Origin of the sequence: Parahalioglobus pacificus, from assembly GCF_014652275.1 — a bacterium.
In the GTDB taxonomy this organism is placed as follows: domain Bacteria; phylum Pseudomonadota; class Gammaproteobacteria; order Pseudomonadales; family Halieaceae; genus Parahalioglobus; species Parahalioglobus pacificus.
In genome coordinates, this window is sequence record NZ_BMYM01000003.1 from 1 (window position 1) to 25,855 (window position 25,855).

The window sequence follows — 25,855 nt, forward strand, 5'->3', positions numbered from 1 at the left end:
ATAGTTGTGACAACTACTCCAACAAGTGCCCACACATCTGTCTTCATCTACTTGTTAAGCAACACCCAGCTCGCCAGGAGTGGGTTGTGGTTCGGGGGGTGCCCCCCAACCGAGGATGCGCATTATACGCATGCGCTTTCGCCCCGCAAGGCCTTTTTCAAAAAAATTTATTGGAAACTTGCGGTGCCGAAATAGCGTCCAAATCCGCGCTCAATTTTGCCGCCTTCGTGGCCCGCCAACCGCTCTATCCGTTATGCAGTTTGGGCTCGCCGCTGGCTCTCCGTACGCAATCGCAGTACCAAGCGGTACGCCAACAAAACTGTAACGATTGCTACATACAACAGCGCCTCGCCAATATCCGATCTGGCTTGCCAGAACACGTGCACAACACCGGCGATGGCTGCCGGGTAAACGAGCTTGTGTAAACTCACCCACTTGCGACCCAGACGCCGTTGCCAGCCCCGCGTGGAAGTGATGGCCAAGGGCAGCATGAATAGCCAGCCCAAAAAACCCGCCAGGATATAAGGCCGCTCGAGCAGTTCTTCTGCAATCAATGCGCCACTCCAGCCCACATATAGCTGGGCAAAGCCAAGCAAATGGAGACAACCGTAGAAGAACGCAAACATACCCATCATTCGTCGGTATCGCAGCGCACGGCTCCACAAGCCCAGTCGTCGCATCGGCGTCAGGCACAGAGTAAACGCCAGCAGGTACAGCGCCCACTCGCCTGTGAAGTGCATCAACTCACGCGCCGGGTCCGGGCCCAGGCCGCCTCCCTGAGCCAAAAACACCAGCCAGAGAAACGGCGCCAAGGCTGCAAGAAAAAGCAGGAGCCAAAGCATCCTGTTCCCAATCTTCATATGCCGTGTGCTCAGTAGTACTTGCTTAGATCCATACCGGCATACAAAGCGCCAACCTGCTCTTCGTATCCATTGAATTTCTGGGTAGGAATTCGATTGGGATTGAGTAGCGTCGAGGGCAACCTACGCTCATAGCGCTGGCTCCAGCGCGGATGATCCACCTCGGGGTTCACGTTGGAATAAAAACCGTATTCGCTCGCGGCCAGCGCCTGCCACGAGGTGTCTGGCTGTTTGCTCGTCAGGCGAATCTGGACCACAGACTTAATACTCTTGAAACCATACTTCCATGGAACCACCAGCCGTATGGGGGCGCCATTCTGGTTGGGCAGCGTCTTGCCATACATCCCCACTGCCATCAGCGTTAGCGGGTGCATGGCCTCGTCCATCCGCAAGCCTTCGCGGTAAGGCCAATCAATAATGTTGGTAAATGATCGAGTGCCGCGCATTTCAGAACGCCGATAAAGGGTACGGAACTCAACGTACTTCGCATCGGAGGTCGGCTCAAATTTCTCCAGCAATTTGTACAGTGGAAAGCCTATCCAGGGCACCACCATCGACCAGGCTTCTACACAACGGAAGCGATAGATACGCTCCTCAAGCTCGAAGCCCATGATGTCTTCCAGGTTGAGCTTGCCCGGCTTATTCACCATGCCGTCGACTTCTATGGACCAGGGGTCCGTGGTCATTTCACTGGCGTACTTTGCCGGGTCACCCTTGTCGGTGCCGAACTCGTAGAAGTTACAGTAGGACTTCACGTCGCCCTCAGGCGTCAACGCTTCACTGGTTGTGAAACCTGCACCCGCATCTCCGGCTGCGGCGAAGTCCAGCGGTGTTTCCGCCGACTCCGCCGAGGAGCAGCCCGCCAATGCAGTAGGCACGGCGGCCATCCCAGCAACTTTGATCAATTCACGACGATTGAAGTAGGCCGTCTCTGATGTAATTTCAGAAGACGCGATATGGGGTATCTTGAAACGGCTGGCCATGAGATAACCTTTTAAATGCGCTTATCTCTTTGAGTGTAACGGGTTTCAGTGGTTCCCCGATGTGTCACTTTTTCCTTGGAAGGCAGGCCGTCAGACAGACTTACGACGGTTTCGCACCGCCATGATGGGCCCTGATGCCGCGTATGTGGACGAGGCAATCAGCAGCACGGTGGGCGGATCCACAGTCACCAGCCCTAAAACCAGCACGATAAGGAAGATCACCGCAAAGGGCACGCGCCCACGAAAATCAACGCCTTTGAAGCTGTAGTAAGGGAAGTTAGCGATCATCAGGAAGCCAACGGTTGCCGTCAGCACGGCAACAAACACCAAGAATTCGGCAGAAAGTTCGGCACCCACCAGCCCAAGGTCTGAACAGACCCACACCAAACTGGCGATAATGGCCGCCGCCGACGGGCTGGCCAGACCGGTAAAGAAGTTTTTGTCCGCCGTGTCTATCTGCGTATTGAACCGGGCAAGTCGGAGGGCGGCACAGGCAATGTAAACGAAAGCCGCACTCCAACCGAGCTTACCCAGATCGCCCAGTGCCCAGCTAAAAACGACCAGCGCAGGAGCCACACCAAAAGACACCATGTCTGAGAGGCTGTCGTACTCTGCGCCGAATTTACTGGAGGTATGGGTAAGCCGGGCAACGCGCCCATCGAGGCCATCGAAGGCCATTGCAAAAAAGATGGCAATAGCCGCCGCCTCAAAGTCACCGCGAATCGCGGCCACAATGGCATAGAAGCCAGAGAACAGCGCGCCGGTGGTGAAAAGATTAGGGAGGAGGTAAACACCTCGCCGGCGAACGGTGCGCCCGTTTTCCGACACCTCTTCCTCGTGTTCATCAACCAGCATATCCAACGACGGACTTACGCCCGTTGTCGCCTCCTGGGGATCTTTTTGCTCGTCACCGTCGTTCATGGCGGCCAAGTCTATCAGACTGTGCTTTGATAGGCCTGTCTTGCCGACTGCCAGAATGCGGCCATCACGGGCGAATCCAGCCGGCCCTGCAGTGCACACAAGCCCACCGACAGCGGCGGGAGGGGCGCATCCAATGGCAAGGAGTCGACGCGATTACCCATACCGCTGGCTTCTATCACCAGCTCGGGTGCAATTCCAACGCCAAGCCCAAGCGCAACCATCGATACAATGGCTTCGTGTCCAGCCACTTGTGCGTAAACTCGCGGCTGCAACTGGCGCTGCTTAAGCCAGGTCTGCAGCGAGCTTCTGCTAACACCTCGCTCGGGCACGATAATGGGCACATGTCGCCACGCCGTTTTATCGCCGGGCACTATTCCGAGAACTTGTTGGCGCACCTGACAGTCCGATGCGGGAATAATGATTCGCAGAGGCGACTCCATAAGCGGGAGAAACGCCAAACGCTCCGGCAAACCAAACGGCCTCGCGCTCACAGAAACGTCGGTGTAGCCATCAAGCACCCGCTGAACGCCTTCTGCCTGGTCACCGGTTTTCAGCATCAGGTCAACGCCCGGATAGCTCACCCGGAAACTCTCCAGAATTGGCGCAAGCACGCGATAGCTGGCGGTGACTGAGCCAAAGACACTGATCTCCCCGGATAACGATGCCTGTCCCGCCATGTCCCGGCGTAACTGGCGCCAGCGTGCGACGGCATCGCGGGCGTAATCCACCAAGGCAGAGCCCGCCGGGCTAAGCTCCATATGCCGCCGGTCCCGGTGAAACAACACCTGACCCAGTTCTTCCTCGAGTTTCTGGATGTTCCGGCTAACGGCTGAAACACTCATGTGCAGCTGTTCAGCGGTTCTACTGAAGTTCAGTGTGTCGGCGGTGCTGAGGAACACCTCCAGCGTGCGTACGTCCACGAATTTTCTCCGTACATGATGGGCATCTTTTATTGCATTTATCGCAATACAGTTTTCATTATATAGCGTTTTACGCAAATTACACGATCCGGTACTGTGCGCGCATTCCAATGATCACACGCCCTCACAGGAGAATTTCCATGGGACAAAACTATTTCAACACCCTGCCGCTGCGGGTGCAGCTGGAAGAGCTGGGCAAGTGCCGCTTCATGACGCAAGACGAGTTCGCCGATGGCTGCGACTACCTCAAAGGCAAGAAAATCGTCATTGTGGGCTGCGGCGCACAGGGCCTGAACCAAGGTCTTAACCTGCGAGACTCGGGACTGGATGTTAGCTATGCATTGCGCGAATCCGCCATCAGCGAGCAGCGCCAGTCGTGGAAAAACGCCACCGAGAATGGTTTTACCGTTGGCACCTATGAAGACCTGATCCCAGGTGCTGATGTTGTAATGAACCTCACTCCGGATAAGCAGCACACCGCGGTAGTCAATGCGGTCATGCCCCTGATGAAGGAAGGTGCCTGTCTGGACTATGCCCATGGCTTCAACCTGGTTGAGGAAGGCATGCAGATTAGGTCAGACATCACGGTGGTGATGATGTGCCCCAAATGTCCCGGCACCGAAGTGCGCGAAGAGTACAAGCGCGGCTTTGGCGTACCCACGCTGATCGCCGTTCACCGCGAAAACGATCCCAACGGCGAAGGCATGCAGATTGCCAAGGCACTGGCCTCCGGTACCGGCGGTGACCGTGCAGGCGTATTGGAATCCTCGCCTATCGCCGAGGTGAAGTCTGACCTGATGGGCGAACAAACCATTCTCTGCGGCATGCTGCAGACTGGCTCTATTCTGTGCTTCGACAAAATGGTGGAGAAAGGCATCGCGCCGGATTACGCCAGCAAACTGATTCAGTATGGCTGGGAAACCGTTACCGAAGGCCTGAAGCACGGTGGCATCACCAACATGATGGACCGGCTTTCAAACCCGGCAAAGATTCGCGCGCACTACCTTGCCGAAGAACTCAAAGACATTATGCGCGCGCTGTATCAGAAGCATCAGGACGACATTATGTCCGGGCACTTCTCCACCACCATGATGGCCGACTGGGCCAAGGACGATGCAAACCTCCTCGGTTGGCGCGCAGCCACAGCGGAAACCGCTTTCGAGAAATCGGCCAATACCAGCGCGGAGATTCCCGAGCAGGAATACTATGACCACGGCATTCTCATGGTCGCCATGGTTAAAGCCGGTGTAGAGCTGGCATTTGAAACCATGGTTGACGCTGGCATTAAAGCTGAATCGGCTTACTACGAGTCGCTGCATGAAACGCCACTGATCGCGAACACCATTGCCCGCAAGAAGCTGTATGAGATGAACGTCGTGATCTCTGATACGGCTGAATACGGCTGTTACCTCTTTGACCACGCCTGCCGCCCATTGCTCGCCGACTTCATGACCAAGGTTGAAACCGATGTCATTGGCGAAGGTTTGGGCAGTGACAATGGCGTCGACAACCAGGAACTGATTGCTGTTAACGAAGCGATTCGAAGCCACCCTGTGGAAGTGGTCGGTAAAACCTTGCGCGGCTATATGACGGCCATGAAGCGCATCGTTTAAACCGCAGCGAAATCCTTGTTTTGGAAAGGGCCAGCCACTGTAGTGGTTGGCCCTTTTTTATTGCGTGACGCATTGCCATCGCAGATCTCACGGCGGTGGGTGAGGGTTGCCAGAAGAGAACGTCGCCGGCCAGGGATGGCCGGCGCCGTGCTGCCACGGACGGCTCTTTTTTGCGTTTCTCTGAGGCAACCCTCACCTGCCGCCGGCGATAGAGTAGCTTTCCCGGGTAAAACTAAAAAGGCCACCCGCACTGCAGATGGCTTTAAGAAAGGATCACTCGATCCACGCGCTACAGATACGGCATAACCAGGTTCCTAAAGGCTGAGCACCTTCTCACCGCGCGCGATACCGGCAACACCACTGCGCACAACTTCCAGAATTGTGGCATCACCCATGGCAGCCACAAAGGAGTCCAGCTTGTCGGAGGTGCCCGTGAGCTGAATGGTGTACACATTGGGCCCCACATCCACAATCTGGCCACGGAAAATATCGGTGGTGCGCTTCACCTCATCGCGGGCAACGCCCTGCGCGCGCACTTTGATCAACATCAGATCACGCTCGATGTGCGCGCCCTCTGTCAGATCAACCAGCTTCACCACATCCACAATCTTGTTGAGGTGCTTGGTGATCTGCTCGATAGTCTTGTCGTCGCCCGCGGTTGTCAGCGTCAAGCGCGACAGCGTTGGATCTTCGGTGGCCGCCACATTCAGCGTTTCAATGTTGTAGCCACGCTGAGAAAACAAACCCACCACCCTGGAGAGGGCACCGGGCTCATTTTCCATGAGTATAGAAATTATCCGGCGCATCTCAGGTCCTCTCGTTCTTGCTCAGCCACATATCTTTCATCGAGCCATTCGGTGCAATGTGCATGGGATACACGTGCTCCATGGGGTCGATAAAGACATCAACAAACACCAGCTTGTCCTTCATAGCAAAGGCCTCTTCCATGGCAGCATCCAGGTCTTCCAGCTTGCGCACTTCAATACCCACATGCCCGAAGGACTCCACCAACTTCATGAAGTCAGGCAGGGAATCCTCATAAGTACTCATGGCGTAGCGGCCCTCGTACTGCATGTCCTGCCACTGCTTGACCATGCCCAAATAGTTGTTTCGCAGATTGATAATTTTGAACGGCGTGTTGTACTGCGTGCAGGTAGACAACTCCTGGATGTTCATCTGGATACTGCCCTCGCCGGTCACACAGGCAACATCAATGTCAGGGAATGCCAGTTTGACCCCCATTGCTGCAGGCAGGCCAAAGCCCATGGTGCCCAGGCCACCGGAGTTGATCCATCGGCGCGGCTTATCGAACTTGTAGTACTGCGCAGCAAACATCTGGTGCTGACCAACATCCGAGGTGACGTATGCATCCCCGTTCGTCGCGCGGTACAAACTTTCGATTACCTGCTGCGGCATGATGCTCTCGGACTCGGCGTAACGGCGCCCCGTCCAAAGACCGTGGCTTGCGCGCCACTCTTCAATCTGGTCCCACCAGCGACCCAGCGCCGCCGCATCCGGCAACTCTGCATCTTTCTCCTGATGCGCCGACACCTGATCAATCAGTTCTCGCAGTACCGACGTGACTGGCCCGACAATAGGAATATCGGCCGCCACAGTCTTGGAAATACTGGCAGGGTCAACATCGATATGAACAATCTTCGCGCCCGGGCAAAACTTGCTCACCGTATTGGTCACACGATCGTCAAAGCGTGCGCCCACGGCAAGAATCACGTCAGAATGATGCATGGCCATGTTCGCTTCGTAGAAGCCGTGCATACCCAGCATGCCAAGGAATTGCCGGTCACTGCCGGGGTAGGCGCCCAACCCCATCAAAGTATTGGTAACCGGATAGTTAAGCTGCTGCGCAAGCTCGACCAGCAAATCGCTGCCCTCTCCCTGGATTACGCCGCCACCGGCGTAGATGACGGGCCGCTTGGCGCCCAGCAGCATACGGGCGGCTTTTTTGATCTGCCCGGTATGCCCGCGCTGCGCCGGACTGTATGAGCGAATCTTCACCGACTCGGGGTAGTGATATTCGAACTTCTCGTCTGGGCGCGTAATGTCCTTGGGGATATCGACCACCACGGGACCAGGCCGCCCACTGGCAGCAATGTGGAACGCTTTCTTGATCGTTGCTGGCAGATCTTCGGCCTTACGCACCTGAAAGCTGTGTTTCACGATGGGCCTGGAGATACCCACCATATCAGTTTCCTGAAACGCATCTTCGCCAATCAGGTGGCTTTGTACCTGACCGGAGAGCACCACCATGGGAATGGAATCCATGTAAGCAGTGGCAATGCCGGTCACGGCATTAGTGGCGCCGGGACCAGAGGTCACCAGCACCACGCCGGGCTTGCCGGTTGCACGCGCATAGCCGTCGGCCGCGTGCGTAGCAGCCTGCTCATGGCGCACCAGAATGTGGGGGACCTTGTTAGACTTGAACAGCGCGTCGTAGATATGAAGGACGGCGCCGCCCGGATAACCAAAGATATACTCAACGCCCTCGTCTTCCAGGGCACGGGCGATCATCTCGCCACCAGATAACAACTCCACGGTTTTTCTCCCGTTAGCACATTGCCGGCACGCGTAACCCTCGCGCAGGCAAGCTACAGTTTGTGTGTGGTCGTTGCTGACTACTGGCCTGAACCGGCCGGAAGTTGACGACGCCACCCCCTTTGCAGACTCAACACACAGCCCGGATCGATCCAGGACGCACCATGGGGAAATCGATCACGAACCCGTGTAATCGGTCGCCCTGCGGGGTAGCGCAGTGTCGGGCCCTCAGTGAGACCAATGCGTGAATCACTGATTACGGGACATGCAGACAGCTGAAGCGAATAATCGCATCGCAACAGTGGGCCAGAGGCTGAGGGTACTCAACGTTAGCCGTTACCAACTGCAAGACGGGCGTATTGTTGAAAGTCGGCGGCACCTTGTCAACCGTTTTACTGCCCCGCGGCATTTATACCGAACATAGATGATGATTGGCTAAGCTGCTGATTTTGGTTTACTTTTAGCGTTATCAATCGATTTCTCGAGGAGGCCACTCGTGATCAGCATGATGCAGAAAGGGATATTCGCAACCGCGGTGATCAGCCTCTTGGCGCTGACGCACAATGCCGCGGCGCAAAACGTGTACTACCGATGGATGGACGACAGGGGCAATCCGGTGCACAGCGACCGCCCGCCACCTCAGGGTGTGGACTACGAAGTGGTTAAAACAGGTAGCTCCACCGTGCGTGAGGTGCCGGCCACCGCAGGCGCAGTACCGGCGGAAACCTCACCGCGCGTGGGTAATGAGTTCGACACTGTCGATAAGGACAAGCAAAACCTAGAGGTAATACCGCGCAACCCCGAGATCTGTGAACGCGCGCAAGCCAATCTTGGCACACTGAACTCCACTGCACGCGTGCGTATTCGAGACGATAACGGCGAGTACCGATTCCTTACTGAAGAGGAGTTGGACGCCCAGCGCCGCAAAGCGCAGGACGCCATCAAGGTGCATTGCGAGTAGCACCAACTGCGTTGCAGAGATAAAAAAGGGCCCCATCGGGGCCCTTTTCGTTTGTAGCGTCAATCGGGAATCAAGCGGCCTCAAATATAGGCGCATCCTCCTCCAGATCGATTCGGATGGTCTGCCCTGGAGAAAACTCGCCCGCGAGAATCCTTTGCGCCAGCGGGTTCTCCAGTTCCTGCTGAATGGCTCGTTTCAGCGGCCTTGCACCGTACACCGGGTCAAAGCCCGCCTCCACCAGCTTATCCAGGAATGCCTCGGAGATATCCAGTGCCAACTCCCGCTCGGCGAGACGCGCTCGTAAATGCGACAGCTGTATCTCGGCAATGCCTCGAATCTGCGACTGCTCCAGCGGATGGAATACCACCGTCTCATCGATACGATTGATGAACTCGGGTCTGAAGTGGCTACCCACCACAGTCATTACCGCCGACTTCATGGCATCGTAGTCGCCACCCGATGCCATCTCCTGGATCAGATCCGACCCAAGATTGGATGTCATGACGATCACGGTATTGCGGAAGTCCACCGTTCTGCCCTGGCCGTCCGTCAGCCTGCCGTCTTCCAGCACCTGCAACAGGATGTTGAAGACATCGGGGTGGGCCTTCTCCACCTCATCCAGTAACAGCAAGGTGTAGGGACGACGACGCACTGCCTCAGTCAGGTAGCCGCCCTCCTCATAACCCACGTAACCGGGGGGCGCGCCAATCAGTCGCGCTACCGAATGCTTCTCCATAAATTCAGACATGTCGATGCGCACCATGGCCTGTTCACTGTCAAACAGAAACTCGGCCAAGGCCTTGCACAGCTCTGTTTTACCGACACCGGTCGGGCCGAGGAACAGAAACGAACCATTGGGGCGCGCAGGGTCAGACAAGCCTGCCCGTGAGCGCCTAACCGCATTGGATACCGCGACAACCGCCTCGTCCTGGCCGACGACACGTGCGTGCAGCGACTCTTCCATGCGCAACAGCTTCTCACGATCTCCCTCCAGCATTTTGCTAATAGGAATGCCGGTCCAGCGTGCGACGACTTCCGCCACCTCTTCCTCTGTGACCTTGTTTCGGAGCAGTGTGCGCTCCACGGTCTCAGCCTCGGCCGCCGCAGCCAACTGGTCTTCCAGGGCGGGTATCTGACCGTACTGAATCTCTGACATGCGCTCGAGATTGCTGTTGCGCCGCGCCAGTTCAAGCTCCTGCTTGGCCTGCTCAATCGCACTTTTGATTTCGGCACTGCCCTGTACCGCCGCTTTCTCTGCAGTCCAGACTTCGTCAAGATCCGCAAACTCGCGCTCTACTTCTTCGATCTGGGCATCGAGCAAACCCACCTGCTGCTGTGCAGACTCCGTGCTGTCCTTCTTCACAGCCTCGCGCTCAATCTTCAGCTGAATCAGGCGTCGCTCCAGCTTATCCATCGCCTCAGGCTTGGAGTCAATTTCCATACGGATCCGGCTCGCGGCCTCATCGATCAGGTCAATGGCCTTATCCGGGAGCTGCCGATCCGTAATGTAGCGCTGCGACAACTTGGCAGCAGCAATGATCGCGCTGTCGGAAATGTCCACGCTGTGGTGCACCTCGTAGCGCTCCTTTAAGCCACGCAGGATCGCGATGGTGTCTTCTTCACTGGGCTCGTCCACCAACACTTTTTGGAAACGACGCTCTAGCGCAGCATCCTTCTCAACGTACTGCCGATACTCATCGAGGGTGGTAGCGCCCACGCAATGCAATTCACCGCGCGCCAGTGCAGGTTTAAGCATGTTACCGGCATCCATTGAGCCTTCGGCTTTACCGGCACCGACCATGGTGTGCAGTTCATCGATGAACAGAATGATCCGACCTTCCTGTTTGGACAGCTCGCTCAACACCGCCTTCAGGCGCTCCTCAAAATCGCCGCGGAACTTGGCACCTGCCAGCAGTGCACCCAGATCCAGAGAAAGAATGCGCTTGTCTTTCAGGCCTTCCGGCACTTCGCCATTGATAACGCGCTGAGCCAGACCCTCAATGATCGCCGTTTTACCGACACCGGGCTCACCGATGAGCACGGGGTTGTTCTTCGTACGGCGCTGCAGCACCTGGATGGTGCGACGGATTTCGTCGTCGCGACCGATCACAGGATCCAGTTTGCCCTGCTCTGCGCGCTCGGTAAGATCGATGGTGTATTTGTCCAGGGCCTGCCGAGACTCCTCCGCCTCGGGGCTTGATACCGCCTCACCGCCACGAACATCGGCGATTGCAGCGCTCAGCGCTTCCGATGTCACTCCGTGCTGCTGGAGTAATGTAGCTTGCGAACCCCTCGCTTCCAGCATGGCCAACAATACAAGCTCGCTGGAGATGTAGGCATCTCCCGCCTTCTGGGCGAGTTTGTCGGTCAGGTTGAGTATCTTTCCCAGTTCCTGGGAGACGTGGACATCGCCACCCGTGCCGCTCACGGTGGGCAGGGCGTCAACCGCCGTATCCACGGCGCTTACCAGACCCGTCAGGTTCGCACCCGCTTTTTGCAGCAAAGGGCGCGTTGCGCCGCCGGATTGCTCCAACAGGGCTTTTAACAGGTGTGCCGGCTCGATGAAATTGTGATCTCGACCCAGCGCCAACGATTGTGCATCGGCCAGTGCCGCCTGCAGCTGGTTTGTCAGCTTATCCATTCGCATGGTCATTTCCTCCGTTCGCAACCCGTTATAAGGCTGCGAGAATCATGTTTTCTGACCCCATAGATGGGGTCCGAATGCCCCTATTTCAAGTAGGGGTAAACGACAGGATTTGCGCGCTTTAGAGATGCAAAAGAGTCAGCGCGGTGCGATGAGGATAGTTGATACCTGGCGCCCGGTAGTGCCAGAGCGGCGATGAGAAAAGAAACGCCTGTGATCGGAGAAGGTGTCGAAGTCTGCGCCACCATAAATGTTCGAGATGCCCATGTCGCGCAGCTGCACAGTAGCGATGGCGGCAAGGTTGGCAAAGCTGTGGCCGTCTCCCCGACTGGATGGGCGAAACAAGGTCTCCGGGTCGCCGCCCGCATTGGAATGTAATGCTATCTCGCGGGCAAACGCCGCTTGCACCTCAAACCCCACCTCGTAACTTTGGGGCCCTATAGCCGGTCCCAGCCAGACTTGCACTTTGGCGGGTTCACACGGCAGTGCAGAGACAACATTGGGAAGCACACCGTCGGCCAGACCTCGCCAGCCCGCATGAGCGGCTGCCACTACCGAACCATCAACCGCGGCCAGCAACACGGGCAGGCAATCCGCGGTCATAATCGCCAGCGCAATGCCAGGCGTTGTGGTCCAGCAGGCATCGGCATTGGGCGCACCCCTACTGGGAGCATGAACAACGCTATTGCCATGGACCTGATTGAGCCATTGGATCTCAGTACCTTTGGGCAGTTGCTGGCTCAGCCTTCGGCGATTTTCCGCAACGGCCTCAACCGTATCGCCAACATGGGCGCCAAGATTCAGGCTCTCGTAGGGTGCCGCGCTGACACCGCCCACTCGCGTTGTGGATAAAGCGCAGACCCCCGGAATTGCGGGCCAGCATGGCTCAATACGCGGCAACAACCGGATCTTCCAGCTCAAGCACGGACAGCAGAGTTTGAATATCAGCCGGCAGATCCGTTTCGAATTCCAGAATGTCGCCACTGGCGGGATGCTCGAGAATGAGGCGCTGGGCGTGCAGCGCCTGACGCGGAAAGCCGCGCAAGGCAGTGATTAGCTCTTCAGAGGCGCCGGCCGGAATTCTAGGGCGCCCTCCGTACAGCGGATCGCCAATCAAAGGGTAATGCTTGTGCGCCATATGCACGCGAATCTGGTGCGTACGTCCTGTTTCCAGGTTCACGCTGACTTGCGTGTGATGACCAAATCGACGTTCGACCCGGTAATGAGTCACCGCCGGCTTGCCGCCTATCGCCACAACACTCATTTTCTTACGCTGCTTGGGATGACGGCCAATGGGCGCATCTATGGTCGCACCGCCTGTCATTACACCAATGACAACCGCACAGTACTGGCGCTTGACCGTACGTTCCTGGAGCTGGGCCACCAGCGAGTGATGGGCCTGCAAGCTGCGCGCGGCCACCATCACGCCAGAGGTCTCTCGGTCCAGCCGATGAACGATGCCACCCCGGGGTAAGCTGGCCATTTCGGGGGCATGGTGCAGTAATGCGTTTACCAGAGTGCCGTCGGCATGACCCGCCGCCGGGTGCACCACCAAGCCGGCGGGCTTATTCAGAACGATGATGTCGGCATCCTCATAGAGAATATCCAGTTCGATCGCCTGACCCTCCCAGGAGACAACCTGCTCAACCTCGGCGCCAACAGTGATCACCTGCCCGGGGCGCACCTTATCCCGTGTTCGCGCCGCAGCGCCGTCCAACAGCAGCTCGCCGGACTTAATCCAGCCCTGTAAGCGAGACCGCGAGTAATCCGGGAACAGCCTCGCGGCCACCTGGTCCAGGCGCTCACCCTGCGCATCCAGGGGAATCTCAGCCGTAAGTTCAACCCGTTCCATGCTGCCCAATGTCCTGTTTTCGACGTGATCGGCCTGTGGTTAAATAGCGGCCCTGAACTGCCAATATTACCACGCTCAAGGCACCGAACTTGTTGAATCTATTGAAGTATCCTCTGGCCGCATTGGCGCTGGCCCTCCTCACCGCCTGCTCGGGCAACGAGGAACTGCCCGATATCGCCGCCGATGCGGGCGAGCAGCAGATGTATCAGGAGGCCCAGCGGCACCTGAACAACCGTAATTTCGACCTCGCAGTCCGCGCTCTGCAGATGCTGGAGTCGCGCTACCCCTTCGGCAAGCATGCTGAGCAGGCGCAGCTGGAACTCATCTACGCGCACTATGGCGCTTACGAACACGAGGCAGCGGTGGAGGCGGCAGATCGCTTTATCCGCCTACATCCGCAGCATCCCAATGTGGACTATGCCTATTACATGAAGGGCTTGGCGGCTTACACTGGCAATGAAGATGTCTTTGCACGCTTCCTACCAACGGACATTACCAAGCGCGATACCAGTAATGCCAAGGAGGCCTTTGCCGAGTTTGCGCAGTTGGTCTCACGCTTCCCCGACAGCCCCTACGCAGCCGATGCCAAATCACGCATGGTGTATCTGCGAAATCTACTGGCTCGTCACGAGATCAACGTGGCCAACTACTACTTCCGTCGCGGTGCCTACCTGGCGGCGACCAACCGGGGTCGTTACGTGGTAGAGAACTTCCAGCGTACGCCGGCTGTAGCGGACGGCTTGGCGGTGATGGCTCAGGGTTATTTGATTCTGGGGATGAATGATCTTGCCAACGATGCCATTGATACGCTGGCGATGAACTACCCTGACCACCCCGCATTGAACGAGCAAGGTGAGTTTGACACGGTGTATACCGCGGACGGTTTGCAGCGTTCCTGGGTCAACAAAGCCACCTTTGGCTTGTTCGATCCACCCCAACCCCCGCAGTTCGACACGCGGCCCATGAAGTTCTAATTCGCTATGCCCCTCGACACAGGGGCATATGATCATCAGGGGCTTAGTGCCCCATGCGCCAACCCGAGGTAATCGGGTAGCGCCTGTCACGACCAAACCCGCGCTGGGTAATGCGTACTCCTATCGGCGCCTGCCGGCGTTTATATTCATTGAGATCCACCAGACGTATCACGCGTTCAACTTGATCCCGCTGCAAGCCAGCGGCAATGATGGCCTCCGCACTCATATCCTGCTCAACATACATCTCCAAGATGCGGTCCAGCACGTCATAGGGCGGCAGCGAATCCTCATCCTTTTGGTCCGGCGCCAGCTCTGCCGACGGGGGCCGCTCAATCACGCGCTCGGGGATGCAGGGACCGAGTGTGTTTCGGTAGCGGCACAGTGCGGTCACCAGGGTTTTGGGCACATCCTTGAGCACATCGAAACCGCCGGCCATATCGCCGTACAGCGTAGAGTAGCCCACCGCCATTTCAGACTTGTTGCCGGTAGTCAGCACCAGTGAGCCCTTTTTGTTTGAAATGGACATCAACAATACGCCGCGGCACCGCGCCTGCAGATTCTCCTCAGTTGTATCCGCCCCCATGCCTTCAAACTCGTCCGCCAGGCTGTCCATAAAGGCGTTGTATATCGGCTCTATGGGGATGACTTTGTGGGTGACGCCTTGGGTGTTGGACTGCTCCGCCGCATCATCGATGCTCATCTGCGAGGTGTAGCGGAACGGCATCATCACCGCTTCCACGCGCTCCGGCCCCAAGGCCTCCACAGCAACCGCCAGGGTCAAGGCCGAATCAATGCCGCCCGATAATCCCAATACCACACCATTAAAGCGGTTCTTGTTGACGTAGTCCCGAACGCCCAACACCAGAGCCTGCCAGACAGCCGCCAGGTCCTCGGGGTCTGCCATCGCGCCATTTCCGGTCAGCAACAAACCGCTGTCATTGCGCGCTACGCTTAGCCATTGGGTGGATTCCACAAAGTGGGGTGCGGTTGCTGCCACCTCACCGCTGGCTGTCACGGCGAAAGAACCGCCATCAAAAACCAGCTCGTCCTGACCGCCCACCTGATTCACATACACCACCGCACAGCCGGTCTCTTTGGCTCGCTGGATAACAGCAGCCTGCCTGTCCTGCGATTTCCCCCTGTGGAACGGGGACGCATTGAGATTCAGGAGCAGCTCTGCACCCGCATCTGCCGCCTGCTGGGCCGGCGAGGATTCCCAGATATCTTCGCAGATAGACAAGCCCACAGAGATGCCCTGAACGCTCAGCACGCAAGGCGAATCGCCCGCCGCGAAGTACCGTTTCTCATCAAAGACTTGATAGTTAGGCAGCGCCTGTTTGTGATACTCGGCAACAATCTCTCCGCCGTGCATCACGCCCGCCGCATTGAAAAGCTGCCCCTGCGAACGCCTTGGGTAACCGATAACCACCCAGGCGCCACCGGGAAGTTGTGCCAGCAGGTGGTTCAGGCTTTCTTCAACGCGCAAATCCACACTGGGCCTCAGCAGCAAGTCCTCAGGCGGATAACCACAGAGCGTAAGCTCCGGAAACACCACCACGCAATCGGGATGCGACTCAACCGCTGTATTCACAGCATCCAACACCCGGCGTGTATTGCCTTCAAAGTCGCCAACCAGCGTATTGATCTGGGCCATCAGAATTTGTAGCGAGGCCATGGTGTGCACTTCCTGTTTCGGGGCCGGTATTTTCAGGCAAACGGCGCTGGAAGACCAGTGCAGTGCGCTTTGGCTGCGGCCCAGTCCTGCCGCTAACGCTGTTACACTGGAGCCTGATAATAGAGGCCGCACAAACAGTGACCCGACCCGCCATACTCAGTCCGCCCGCCGCGTCATCTTCTGCCAGCACGCAGAATGCAGGCCTCTTCAGGGTTTACGTGGGATATCGCTCGCTACTGTCCGTGGTGTTGCTGGTGATGTTGATCAGCCCCAATACCCGTCAGCTGGTGGGCATGCTGAACCCACAGCTGTACCTGGGAGTGGCCGTGGTTTACCTGGCCACCAGCATCGCCCTGATGGGCGCCCTGGCCACGCAGTGGCATAACAACCTGTCCCTGCTCTTCGCCATCTTCCTGGTCGACATTGCAGCAATCACACTGCTCTCGGATGCCAGTGGCGGCATGGTCAGTGGCCTCCCCGTTCTGCTCATCATTACAGTAGCGGCCAGCGCAGTACTCATACCTAAACGCACTATCGCCACCCTGATAGCCGCACTGAGTGTTTTGGCCATATTGGCCGACACCGTTCGCCTCATCTCCACTGGAACGCTTGGCATCAGCGCACTCTTTCCTGCGGGACTTCTGGGTGTACTGTTGTTCGGCGTGTCGCTGATGGTACAGATCATCGCCGTCAGGCTAGGCCGCGTGGAGGAGCTGGCGCGAAACCGGGCCGCTGACCTGTATAACCTGCAGCGACTTAACGAGCAGATCGTGCAGCACATGCAAACCGGCATTCTCTTGGTAGGAAGCGACAGCAAGGTGCGGGTGATGAATAAATCTGCCACTAATCTACTGGCACCGCAGCGCCCGCTAACTGTAGAGCAGGGCCGGCAGCTGGCGGAGTACAGCAGCGACCTGGCGTATCAATTCGAACACTGGCGTGACACTGGCCTACACCGCGCAAAACCCTTCAAGATCACTGATGACACACCGCCAGTGATCGCCCACTTCCGCCAGCTGCAGCCTTCCGCATCGGGCGAAGCACTGGTCTTCGTAGAGGACTACACGCCAGTTACCCAATATGCACAGTCGCTGAAGCTCACATCATTAGGACGCCTGACGGCGAGCATCGCTCACGAGATCCGCAATCCATTGGGTGCGATCAGCCACGCTGCCCAGCTGCTGGACGAGTCACCAGAGCTGGCAGACGCGGATAGGCGCATGGTGAATATCGTTATGGAGAACAGCGTCCGCGTTAACCAGATCGTAGAAAACGTCATGCAGATTTCCCGCCGTGAAGCGCCCAAGCCAGAGTATATTCAGCTCGGTGAGTGGCTACAGGGGTTTGTGGGCGACTATCTGGACACCCTGAACCGACCTGCCGAAGTCACCCTGATCTGCGACTACCAGGATTTGTTGGTAGAGTTCGATCCGGAGAACCTGCGCAGGGTGCTGGGCAACTTGTTAGACAATGCATTGCGACACAGCCAGCTGGCCACAGACAAAGAATCTGCACGCATTGAAGTCAACATGGACTTTGCCACCCACCAGTGCTGCATCGATGTGATTGATCAGGGTGCCGGCGTGTCAGCGGCCGACCAGGGGCGATTATTCGAGCCTTTCTTCACGACAGTGCAGGAAGGCAGTGGCATGGGCTTGTACCTGTGCAAGGAATTGTGTGAAATCAATAATGCAGCGCTGAGCTACCGCACAACGGAGGAGGGAGAAAGTTGTTTCCGTGTCGCCTTAAACCAACGCGCCCAGTAACCGCCAGAGAACCCCTATGAACGAACAGTCCGTCCTCATTGTCGACGACGAACCGGATATCCGCGAGCTGCTGCACATCACGCTTTCGCGCATGGGTCTGGACACGCACGGCGCTGCCACACTGAACGAGGCACTGACACTGGTCGACGAGATCAAACCCGATCTCTGCCTGACAGATATGAAACTGCCCGATGGCAATGGCATCAGCCTGGTGGAGTACATCCAGGCGGAATACCCCAATATGCCCGTGGCGATGATCACAGCCCACGGCTCAGTAGAAACTGCCATCACCGCACTAAAGGCGGGCGCTTTTGATTTCATCAGCAAGCCCATTGAGCTTGGCGGTCTACGCAATCTGGTCAGCAGTGCGCTGCAACTCGAAAGTGGAGGCTCAGAACAGTATTCACCTGCCGAGCAGGACCTGATCGGTGAGGCCCCAGCCATCATGGAATTGCGCCGGCAGGTGTCGAAAGTTGCCCGCAGCCAAGCCCCGGTTCATATCCATGGCGAGTCTGGCTCAGGCAAGGAAGTCGTCGCGCGGTCGATTCATAACATGGGCCCCAGGGCATCGGGTTCTTTCATTGCAGTGAACTGTGGCGCCATTCCACCGGATCTGATGGAAAGCGAACTTTTTGGCCATAAACGCGGCAGTTTTACGGGAGCCAGCCACGACAAAATCGGGCTGTTCCAAGCCGCGTCTGGCGGCACCCTGTTTCTCGATGAGGTTGCCGATCTGCCTCTCAACATGCAGGTAAAGCTGCTGCGGGCAATACAAGAAAAGGCTATTCGGCCGATAGGTGCTGCTGAAGAACAGAGCATCGATGTACGCCTGCTTAGCGCTACACATAAAGACCTTACACAGGAAGTTGAAGCAGGCCGCTTCCGGGACGACCTCTACTACCGCATTAACGTTATCGATCTACAGGTGCCCAGTCTAAGGGATAGAAAGAGTGACCTGCCACAGCTGGCGAGGCACATACTGTCGCGCATGGGTGACCATGGAAGCGCCGTGGACATTGAAGCCTCGGCACTGGAATCACTGCAAAATTATAACTTCCCTGGCAACGTGCGTGAGCTGGAGAACATGCTTGAGCGCGCTCACGCCTTGTCCGAAGGCGATACCATCACTGCACAGGATCTGCAGTTTACCAACGTTGCTCCGCGCTCACCCCATGCCCGGGAGCGAAAGAGTGATCGGGAAGTGATCACTGGGTCAGGGCCAGAACTTGAGGCCATTTACGGCCAGCTGGAAAGTTATCTGGAAGAAGTTGAGCGCAACATACTGGCCGCTGCACTCGAGGACTGCGGCGGCAATCGCACACGTACCGCCGAGAAGCTCGGCATCAGCTTTCGCAGCTTTCGCTACCGCTTAAAGAAACTGGGCCTAGGCGACTGATCCCCTCCGCCCACTTACAGGCATAAGCGCGCACGGCCCGAAGAATACCCTCAAACCACGCTATACCTGTGTCTCTTGTCAGACGGAGTCAAGCGCATGGCAACTCGCTCGGAATCTCGCGGGGTCTCGCTCATGGAATTACTCACCGTTCTTGCGCTGATAGCTGCACTCATGACGCTGACGGGGCCAACGTTTGCGCATCTCTCTGAACGAGCACAGGTCCGCCGGGCTATGGACACCTTTCGAGACCTGTTTCAGTTTGCACGTACCCACGCAGTGTACTCTGCGCAACCCACCACCGTGTGCGCCATTGACGGCGATGGCCGCTGTGTCAAAAGTTGGCAAGGCAGCAAGGACATCATCGTTTTTGTAGACAAGACTAAGAACCGCCGGCTGGACTCGGACGATGAGCTGTTACGGAGCATTAACTGGCCCACGGGTGATGGCAATATTCGCTGGCGTTCCGCGCTGGGCAGGCCTTACATCACGTTTTTGCAGATGGGTAATACCTGGCAGAACGGCACACTTTATTACTGCCCGGACAACAATGATGCCCGGTACGCGGGGGCTTTGGTGGTGAATCAGGGAGGTCGCGGCTACGAGCCCGTGGATAGTAATGAAGACGGTATTGCAGAGAACCGATACGGGGACAACCTCAGCTGTCCCCTATAGGAAACGGTTCAGCCTGTTAAGTTAACGGCGGTCCCAGTTGTTCTCGTCGGTGTCAGTCACATCTCCGTCGTTGTTTTTGTCCCACCAGCGCTGGCCAAGATGATTGATTTCCATGATGCCGTCACCGGTCTGGGGACCCTTGGGTGTCGCCCGCATCAAATAGCTCGTTGCATTGGGATCGTTGGGAAAGCTGTAATCGTAACGTTTCACGGTAGCATCGATTGGCCCCTCATTAGGAAACGTGGTGCCAGCCACTGCAGCTTCATAGCTGAAGTTGACCGTGTAGAGCTTCTCCATGGCTTGCGCCGCTGCCAGCATATCCGCCTGCGCGGCGGTACGGTTGGTGCGCAGCACGTAGTTCTGGTAGCTCGGTAAGGCGACTGCGAGTAACACTGCCACGATAACCACCACAATCATCAGCTCGATGAGGGTGAACCCACGTTGTTTTTCACGCATCTGAAACACCTGTCACTCGTCACGGTCCTCCACGCTGACCTCTTTGATAACACCCATATGTGTCACGCAAATACGCCATACTTCGTTGAAACGAGCACCGTGCAATACGTAAACGGGCTCGTCATCCCAATAACTTGATTCGGCTGACTGGAAAGACACACCAGGTGCGAGCTCCTTTGCTGCATCCATTGCAACACCACGTATGTCCTGAAGGGAAATACGTTCGGGATCACTCATGCCAACATCTGGTAGCACAAGCAGCATGAACACAAGTGGCAGTAAAATGGCTTGCGACGGCCAACTCATCGCGCGGATCTTTTTCACTTACTTCTCCTTGCGCCAGTAAGTACGCGTTATGCGATCATTCAATAGTGCATCAAGAGGCGGCTGCTCTGCCCCAGTGAAAACATCACACCCCTCGCCAGTGCAAATTACGACGGGCTCATCAATGATGCTTGGGGTTTGCAGCTGAAAAGCACGAGAGTCCTCGTCGAGAGGATCTGTCCCCAAGAAGTTAACCGCTGGGGTCGCGTCATCCAAGTTTACCGCATACACTCGCGACACGCCTGCTACGACTTGGCAGTCTACGAGCCCGTCACTGGGTGTATAAGTCACGAACGTTACCGTGTTGTCCAGCGTGAGCGGGGTAGAAAGTACTTTCTCTCCAGGCTCAGAAGCGTCATGAAGATCGATATACCAGCCTTCTTTCGCCTCCAAATTTGATCGAGCCGCCACCTTCGATACTGGATTACCCAGAGCGTCAATGCCATCACCCACTCGATTGTCAGTCGCGTCGTATAAATTGTCGACGTTAAGCTTTTCATAAGTAACGGGGGGACCAAACACGGACCGCTGGCGTAACATGAAAAACGCGTCTTGCGTAACTTCACTGAGCGGTGATGGCCGATAACCAGATCCAATCGTAACAGCGAGTTCCAATATTTCGTCCCGCTCAGTTAGAGCTACATCAGGAGCATGGAAGAATCGACGATTTCTAACTTCTGTATTGTCGCCTATGGCGACACCGAGATCAGCAACCACGCCGCCTTTGATTAAAGTTTCAACCGCCTGATTCTTTAGTACATCGAACCTCCATACTTGGCCTCCAGTGTCACCGACGAAAATAATATCGTCGAGTCCATCGGAATCCACGTCGGCAACTGTTAATCCAGATGGGATGGAATATTGCATATCAGGGAAGGTACCGTCGAAGCTATCGGTGGGACCGCCTGACCAGATTTTTTCACCCGTTTCTGCATCAACAATGTAAATGGCCCGACCTGAGCTATCTGGCGTTCTAACCGTTTCCTGATCATTTGCGGGGTCATATCCGCCTGCGATGAAAAGCACATCCCTGACTGGCTGGTTAAGAAGCTTTATTCTACCTCTCACTGGCGTTGCCCAGCTCTGTCCCATCTCTGAGAAATCACCCGCGCCGCCCTCAATTATCCAGCTAAACTCTGGATCACTCCTGTCTGTCACATCAAGCGAATAGTAATTACTGCCCCCTCGACGCATCCCGAAGAACAAGCGAACGAAATCGCCTTCACTCGCGCTAATCGACGGGCTGCCGTTGTTTGACACCCAAGGGACAATGCTTCCGTCGATTCCATACGGGTGCGAAGGTCCTTTGCTACTTCTAAGATCATCTTGAATGCTTAAGGTGGCCTCCGGAAACCATACGAATGTTTCTGATCCATCACTGGCATTAAAAGCGTGCAAGCCGCCTCCATTAGTGCCGAGAAATATCTCCACATCTTGACTGGAGGGGTCATTCGGATCATCTGCATCGTAGGTAATCGCGACGGGTCGAGAGTGCAATGGGTCGTTGAAAGAGTACCTGCTAGCGGCGTTCTGTCCATCCCTGCCGCGAATCCATTCAATAAGCGCTTCAAATTCGCTATCAGTCAGCGCCGCTGCGTCGAACATGTCCTTAGTCAAGCCATCTGGCGCGATTCGATCAACTGATAAAGCATTGGTGCTATCGGAGAGTTTGGTAGTCGTAGAGTTACTGTGATACGTGTAGGCGTTGCGTGCGGTGTAGGCAGGTATTCGCGAACCAGCGCCCCCTTTAACCACTTCCTTGCCATCTGCCGAGTTGGTGATGTTCCAAAGATCTTTCGAGCCATCCCTGAAAAATCCGGTATCAGGATCCACTGCAGGTTTGTTAGCTGAGTCCAAGACCAAGTTGTTCTCGCCAAGCCGGTACTTCTTTAAATTCCCGGGCCACTCGGGTATTTCCTCCGGTTTGAAAACCGCAAAGTATATGTCGTTGAGATTGTTAAGTCGGTTGAACTGGTTAACTGCCGCCACTGGCGCCACAAACGTGTTGTCTACCAACAAAGCCTTGTTGAGGATATCTTTTATGGCATCTTTCAACTGTTGAGCGTTATTCGCTGTTACAAAAGTACCGCCTCCGGCGTCTGCAACCCCCCGCAGCCAATCACTATCGAAATTAAAGCCAACAGTATGGGTGATAATACGTTGCTTGCCAGGCAGAGGCGATACATCGGCTGAGTTAGGATCACTCACGAATGCAGCAAGATCTTGGACGCAAACTCCGCCACCACCTTCACCTTGATCCTCGCAAGAAGACTCCCCAATGAAGCTTTTAATCAAAGATTCGGAGTGATCTCTGTTTGCAAAGCCGTCGGTTAATAGAATGACGTGGTTAATTCGTTGGCATGAGTCCGTTATTGGGCTTTCATAGAAAGCTGAACCACCAGAGCCAAGACCCTGAATAGTTTGCCCCGCACAAGCAGCTGCGCCTTGATTGTCTGCAGAACATCCCTCTGGGTTAACAATACTAAATGTTCCGGGCACCATAGCTCCAGGCGCCGAAACCCTGGTGTAGGCATGTGGTCCTGACTCACCGTTCCCGCCGCCTCGCCGGGAGCCCCAAAGAACATTGCCACCCCGGTAGTAGCTGATAGCTTCCACCATGGTATCTTGCACAGGTGTCCATCCGGCATGGTCTAGGCGATCGACAATTGACACCAGCTCATCCCGTACTTTGCGGGTATTCGCACCGGCTCCATTTGATTGAAACTCAACAATCAGTCGAGCCGCCTGTCCGGGACTACTATCGAATGTATACGCCCTTCTATCATTGCCAGAAGTAGTCACTTTGAATGCCATCGCGTTTCCAGAGCTCCAACCTGCTCGATCGACGACACCTTGCACTTGTGTAACTAAACCACCAGTCGCAGAGCCAGCGGGGTCAGGGATTTTATAGTTGCTGGAAACGTCCCAGTCCCTGGTTTCATCAAAGGTAATCGAGGCACCGTAAGTCCTTGCATCTATGGAGTCCTCGGAGCTACTGAACGTTTCTGCGTCATCAGAGGCTTGTGCAGCGACCGTTAACGAAGTTGCTCCGGTGTCGTTACCACTCCGTTGCGTCAGCTCGATCCGAGCGTCGTAGATTTCTGCGCCACGTGGGATAGGCACGTCCGTAAAACGAAGCCCCACTTTATTATTATTTCTGAAGTCAAGTATGTCGCCAGTGCGCAGTACACTACCGTCATCCTCAATATCGTCAGTGCTTGCGATGATACGCCTACTCACAGTAGCCCGGTAACAAGAAGTCCCGTTAGGAATAGTACCGAAATCGTATTTCACCACTAATCGTGGCGACTGGCTTGGCTCGCTGTCGTGAGAGTACGCGGTACGTGCACCATTGCCACCACTCACCTGAAAGACCATATCGTTACCTCCGCACCAATCACTGCGGCCAGCGACTGCTTCAACGAGTGCAGATATGTCGTCAGTACGATATGTGTCTCCAACAGACAGGGTTTCGTCACCTTGCCATGTAATGGGCGTGGTCAGCATACTCCTACTGCTAATGTCTCGATTTGTATCTGATAACGGTGCGGGAGTGCCGTCGTCCTCGGCAGTGATATTGAACTCGAATGTGCCCGTTTGCTCGGTATCCGATGTGAACTCAATGTAAGCCTCAGTAATATCCACACCTCGCGGAATATCTAGACCATTGAACTTGAGTGCAGTTGCAGATTCACCCGGCTCGATTACATCTGGCCCCTGGTACCAATCTATTACGAGTCTAGGCCTTTCCCTTTCTTCATCACGTGATTCATAAGAGCGAAGCCTAAGGTCTCCAGATGTATCGGAAACCGAATCTTGGGACGGGTCGAAGATCACTACTAGATTATCGTTGTCTTCATCCCATTCTGGCCTCGATATGACCTCGTTAACTACGTTGGCAAAGTTACTCGTAAATATCGACTCGCCAGAGGCTAGGCCGCTTTCTTGTATCCAGCTCCGAGTCTCGGTGGTTCGGAGCCGTTCCTCAATATCGTTGTTCTGGTTGAAAGCCGAAGTGTTAGTGGTAGCAGCTGATATTTGCACGGCCACCGGCTGATCAACATTTACGCCCTGTACACGGAATTGTACTCGCGCGTTTGTTACCACAGCGTTGTCCGGTAGCTCCACGTTGTTGAATCTTAGTCCCATCAGCTGCGGGCTGCCTGCGCTTTTACCGTTAAGCACTAATCCGTCGGAGTTATCGATAACTAAACTTCCACCGACTTGCTGATTCGCATCACGGTTGCTGATCGGATTATCCTGTCGCGAATTAATGCGTTTGCTTATCCGGCTGAGTTCTCCTGGAAAGCTGGTGAGGTATAGCGACTGCTGATCAGATATTACATTGCCGCTAGCTTCAAGCTCCTGCACGTCGTCACCATCGCTTTGTATTCTCACAGCAAGCTCGACGTCTTCAAGCGCATTGATGCTACTGTCAATATTTGACACCGGGAACAATACAGGGCCGCCAGGATTTGAGAAACGCATCAAGCCTACGTTTACCTCGCTTAGCTCCATTAACAGCTCCCTGAAACCTTTTTGAACCTCCTCTAGTCGGTCATTATCTGTTCCTTCAACTGATTCACCCATGGAACCCGATGTATCGACAATAAACAAAACATTGGGAAAAATTGCACCAGACCCACTAGTATCTGAGAAAAAAATCTCCGTATCGTCGGCCCATACAGGCGCCAAGGTCCACAGGGTAGCGAGCAGAGTGAGACTGACTGTCTTGGCACGCTTGGCAATTGTCGGGACGTTCATCTGCATACCTCCAGTACGCTAGTTTACGCGGGGAGCTTCAACGAAAACTCCCTGAAAATGATTGCTGCTGATATTCGGATTGACAGTCAATCCGTTAGCCTCCACCTCGTAGTAATAGGTTTCAATGCCCGATGAACCCTTGCGGATAGAGTAGCCGATGGTTGAAGCGGTCCCCAAAAAGCGGGTTTCGCTATCGCCGCGCGCGTCCACATCCCTTTCTCCAAAGTCGTAGCCGGTGTAAGCGTAATTGTCTTCCGTGGGCCAGGTAGGGTCATTCGGGTCTGCGAAGAAAGCGTTCAACGAACGCCCTAACAGGTCGATAGCACCAGGTTCTGTCAACGATTCATCAAGAATCGATTCGGCAGTCTGGAAAGAAATGGCCTTCAGCTCTTTGGTGCTGGCCATTTTTACCTCCAGATTACTGGTATCCATCATGGAAAACCCCACGATGGTAATCAGCAATAACAGTAATAACGAAACCAGCAGCACGACGCCTGATTCTTTCTTGGGGTTTCTCATCA

General features: G+C 55.7%; 20 protein-coding genes. 6 read left to right on the forward strand and 14 right to left on the reverse strand.

Features of this window, described 5'->3' with window-relative positions; genetic code table 11:
• Positions 1 to 251: 251 nt before the first annotated feature.
• The 4 genes from msrQ to ilvY form a co-directional block, all read right to left on the reverse strand.
• On the reverse strand, positions 252 to 842 hold the full coding sequence (msrQ, locus tag IE089_RS13435) for a protein-methionine-sulfoxide reductase heme-binding subunit MsrQ (protein WP_229802772.1): 591 nt from the start codon (positions 840 to 842) through the stop codon (positions 252 to 254).
• Between the two features lie 29 nt (positions 843 to 871).
• Entirely contained in the window at positions 872 to 1,843 is a 972-nt protein-coding gene (msrP, locus tag IE089_RS13440) for a protein-methionine-sulfoxide reductase catalytic subunit MsrP (RefSeq protein ID WP_189478366.1), read from the reverse strand.
• Between the two features lie 90 nt (positions 1,844 to 1,933).
• Positions 1,934 to 2,764: a CDP-diacylglycerol--serine O-phosphatidyltransferase gene (pssA, locus tag IE089_RS13445; RefSeq protein ID WP_189478367.1), complete on the reverse strand. Its 831-nt coding sequence runs from the start codon at positions 2,762 to 2,764 to the stop codon at positions 1,934 to 1,936.
• Positions 2,765 to 2,778: 14 nt separating this feature from the next.
• The gene (ilvY, locus tag IE089_RS13450; protein WP_189478368.1) at positions 2,779 to 3,684 is read right to left on the reverse strand and encodes an HTH-type transcriptional activator IlvY; all 906 of its coding nucleotides are present in this window, start codon (positions 3,682 to 3,684) and stop codon (positions 2,779 to 2,781) included.
• 140 nt (positions 3,685 to 3,824) lie between these two features.
• Here ilvY and ilvC point away from each other — a divergent pair, with 140 nt between their 5' ends.
• Positions 3,825 to 5,297, forward strand: coding sequence for a ketol-acid reductoisomerase (ilvC, locus tag IE089_RS13455; protein ID WP_189478369.1), 1,473 nt, complete (start codon positions 3,825 to 3,827; stop codon positions 5,295 to 5,297).
• A 314-nt stretch (positions 5,298 to 5,611) separates the two neighbouring features.
• On the opposite strand, the gene ilvN is transcribed toward ilvC, so the two are convergent.
• Positions 5,612 to 6,103, reverse strand: coding sequence for an acetolactate synthase small subunit (gene ilvN, locus IE089_RS13460; RefSeq protein ID WP_189478370.1), 492 nt, complete (start codon positions 6,101 to 6,103; stop codon positions 5,612 to 5,614).
• 1 nt (position 6,104) lies between these two features.
• Positions 6,105 to 7,850, reverse strand: a complete 1,746-nt coding sequence (locus tag IE089_RS13465) for an acetolactate synthase 3 large subunit (RefSeq protein ID WP_189478371.1) — start codon at positions 7,848 to 7,850, stop codon at positions 6,105 to 6,107.
• 505 nt (positions 7,851 to 8,355) lie between these two features.
• Between IE089_RS13465 and IE089_RS13470 the strand changes: the two genes are divergently transcribed.
• A complete protein-coding gene (locus IE089_RS13470) occupies positions 8,356 to 8,811 on the forward strand; it encodes a DUF4124 domain-containing protein (protein ID WP_229802796.1) in 456 nt (151 codons plus the stop codon).
• A gap of 70 nt (positions 8,812 to 8,881) precedes the next feature.
• On the opposite strand, the gene clpB is transcribed toward IE089_RS13470, so the two are convergent.
• The 3 genes from clpB to rluD all read right to left on the reverse strand — a co-directional run bounded on the left by clpB (position 8,882) and on the right by rluD (position 13,307).
• Positions 8,882 to 11,458 (reverse strand): ATP-dependent chaperone ClpB, encoded by a 2,577-nt coding sequence (clpB, locus tag IE089_RS13475; RefSeq protein ID WP_189478372.1) that lies wholly within the window; start codon positions 11,456 to 11,458, stop codon positions 8,882 to 8,884.
• Positions 11,459 to 11,593: 135 nt separating this feature from the next.
• Positions 11,594 to 12,376 (reverse strand): peptidoglycan editing factor PgeF, encoded by a 783-nt coding sequence (gene pgeF, locus IE089_RS13480; protein ID WP_229802773.1) that lies wholly within the window; start codon positions 12,374 to 12,376, stop codon positions 11,594 to 11,596.
• Entirely contained in the window at positions 12,342 to 13,307 is a 966-nt protein-coding gene (gene rluD / locus IE089_RS13485; RefSeq protein WP_189478373.1) for a 23S rRNA pseudouridine(1911/1915/1917) synthase RluD, read from the reverse strand. Before rluD ends, pgeF begins: the two co-directional genes overlap by 35 nt.
• 89 nt (positions 13,308 to 13,396) lie before the next feature.
• Here rluD and IE089_RS13490 point away from each other — a divergent pair, with 89 nt between their 5' ends.
• Positions 13,397 to 14,281: an outer membrane protein assembly factor BamD gene (locus IE089_RS13490; RefSeq protein WP_229802774.1), complete on the forward strand. Its 885-nt coding sequence runs from the start codon at positions 13,397 to 13,399 to the stop codon at positions 14,279 to 14,281.
• A 43-nt stretch (positions 14,282 to 14,324) separates the two neighbouring features.
• Here IE089_RS13490 and IE089_RS13495 read toward each other — a convergent pair whose 3' ends face one another.
• Positions 14,325 to 15,956, reverse strand: a complete 1,632-nt coding sequence (locus tag IE089_RS13495; protein WP_189478374.1) for an NAD+ synthase — start codon at positions 15,954 to 15,956, stop codon at positions 14,325 to 14,327.
• Positions 15,957 to 16,093: 137 nt separating this feature from the next.
• Here IE089_RS13495 and IE089_RS13500 point away from each other — a divergent pair, with 137 nt between their 5' ends.
• The 3 genes from IE089_RS13500 (at position 16,094) to IE089_RS13510 (ending at position 19,790) form a co-directional block, all read left to right on the forward strand.
• Positions 16,094 to 17,722, forward strand: coding sequence for a sensor histidine kinase (locus IE089_RS13500; protein WP_229802775.1), 1,629 nt, complete (start codon positions 16,094 to 16,096; stop codon positions 17,720 to 17,722).
• A gap of 16 nt (positions 17,723 to 17,738) precedes the next feature.
• Complete coding sequence (locus IE089_RS13505) at positions 17,739 to 19,118, forward strand: sigma-54-dependent transcriptional regulator (protein ID WP_189478375.1); 1,380 nt, start codon at positions 17,739 to 17,741, stop codon at positions 19,116 to 19,118.
• A 96-nt stretch (positions 19,119 to 19,214) separates the two neighbouring features.
• Positions 19,215 to 19,790: a GspH/FimT family pseudopilin gene (locus IE089_RS13510; RefSeq protein WP_189478376.1), complete on the forward strand. Its 576-nt coding sequence runs from the start codon at positions 19,215 to 19,217 to the stop codon at positions 19,788 to 19,790.
• A gap of 21 nt (positions 19,791 to 19,811) precedes the next feature.
• On the opposite strand, the gene IE089_RS13515 is transcribed toward IE089_RS13510, so the two are convergent.
• Genes IE089_RS13515 through IE089_RS13530 form a run of 4 tightly spaced genes read right to left on the reverse strand, consistent with a single transcriptional unit; the run spans position 19,812 to position 25,853 of the window.
• Entirely contained in the window at positions 19,812 to 20,246 is a 435-nt protein-coding gene (locus IE089_RS13515) for a type IV pilin protein (RefSeq protein WP_189478377.1), read from the reverse strand.
• A 12-nt stretch (positions 20,247 to 20,258) separates the two neighbouring features.
• Positions 20,259 to 20,570: a hypothetical protein gene (locus IE089_RS13520; RefSeq protein WP_189478378.1), complete on the reverse strand. Its 312-nt coding sequence runs from the start codon at positions 20,568 to 20,570 to the stop codon at positions 20,259 to 20,261.
• Positions 20,571 to 25,334, reverse strand: a complete 4,764-nt coding sequence (locus tag IE089_RS13525; protein WP_189478379.1) for a PilC/PilY family type IV pilus protein — start codon at positions 25,332 to 25,334, stop codon at positions 20,571 to 20,573.
• Positions 25,335 to 25,352: 18 nt separating this feature from the next.
• Complete coding sequence (locus IE089_RS13530; RefSeq protein WP_189478380.1) at positions 25,353 to 25,853, reverse strand: PilX N-terminal domain-containing pilus assembly protein; 501 nt, start codon at positions 25,851 to 25,853, stop codon at positions 25,353 to 25,355.
• Positions 25,854 to 25,855: the final 2 nt, after the last annotated feature.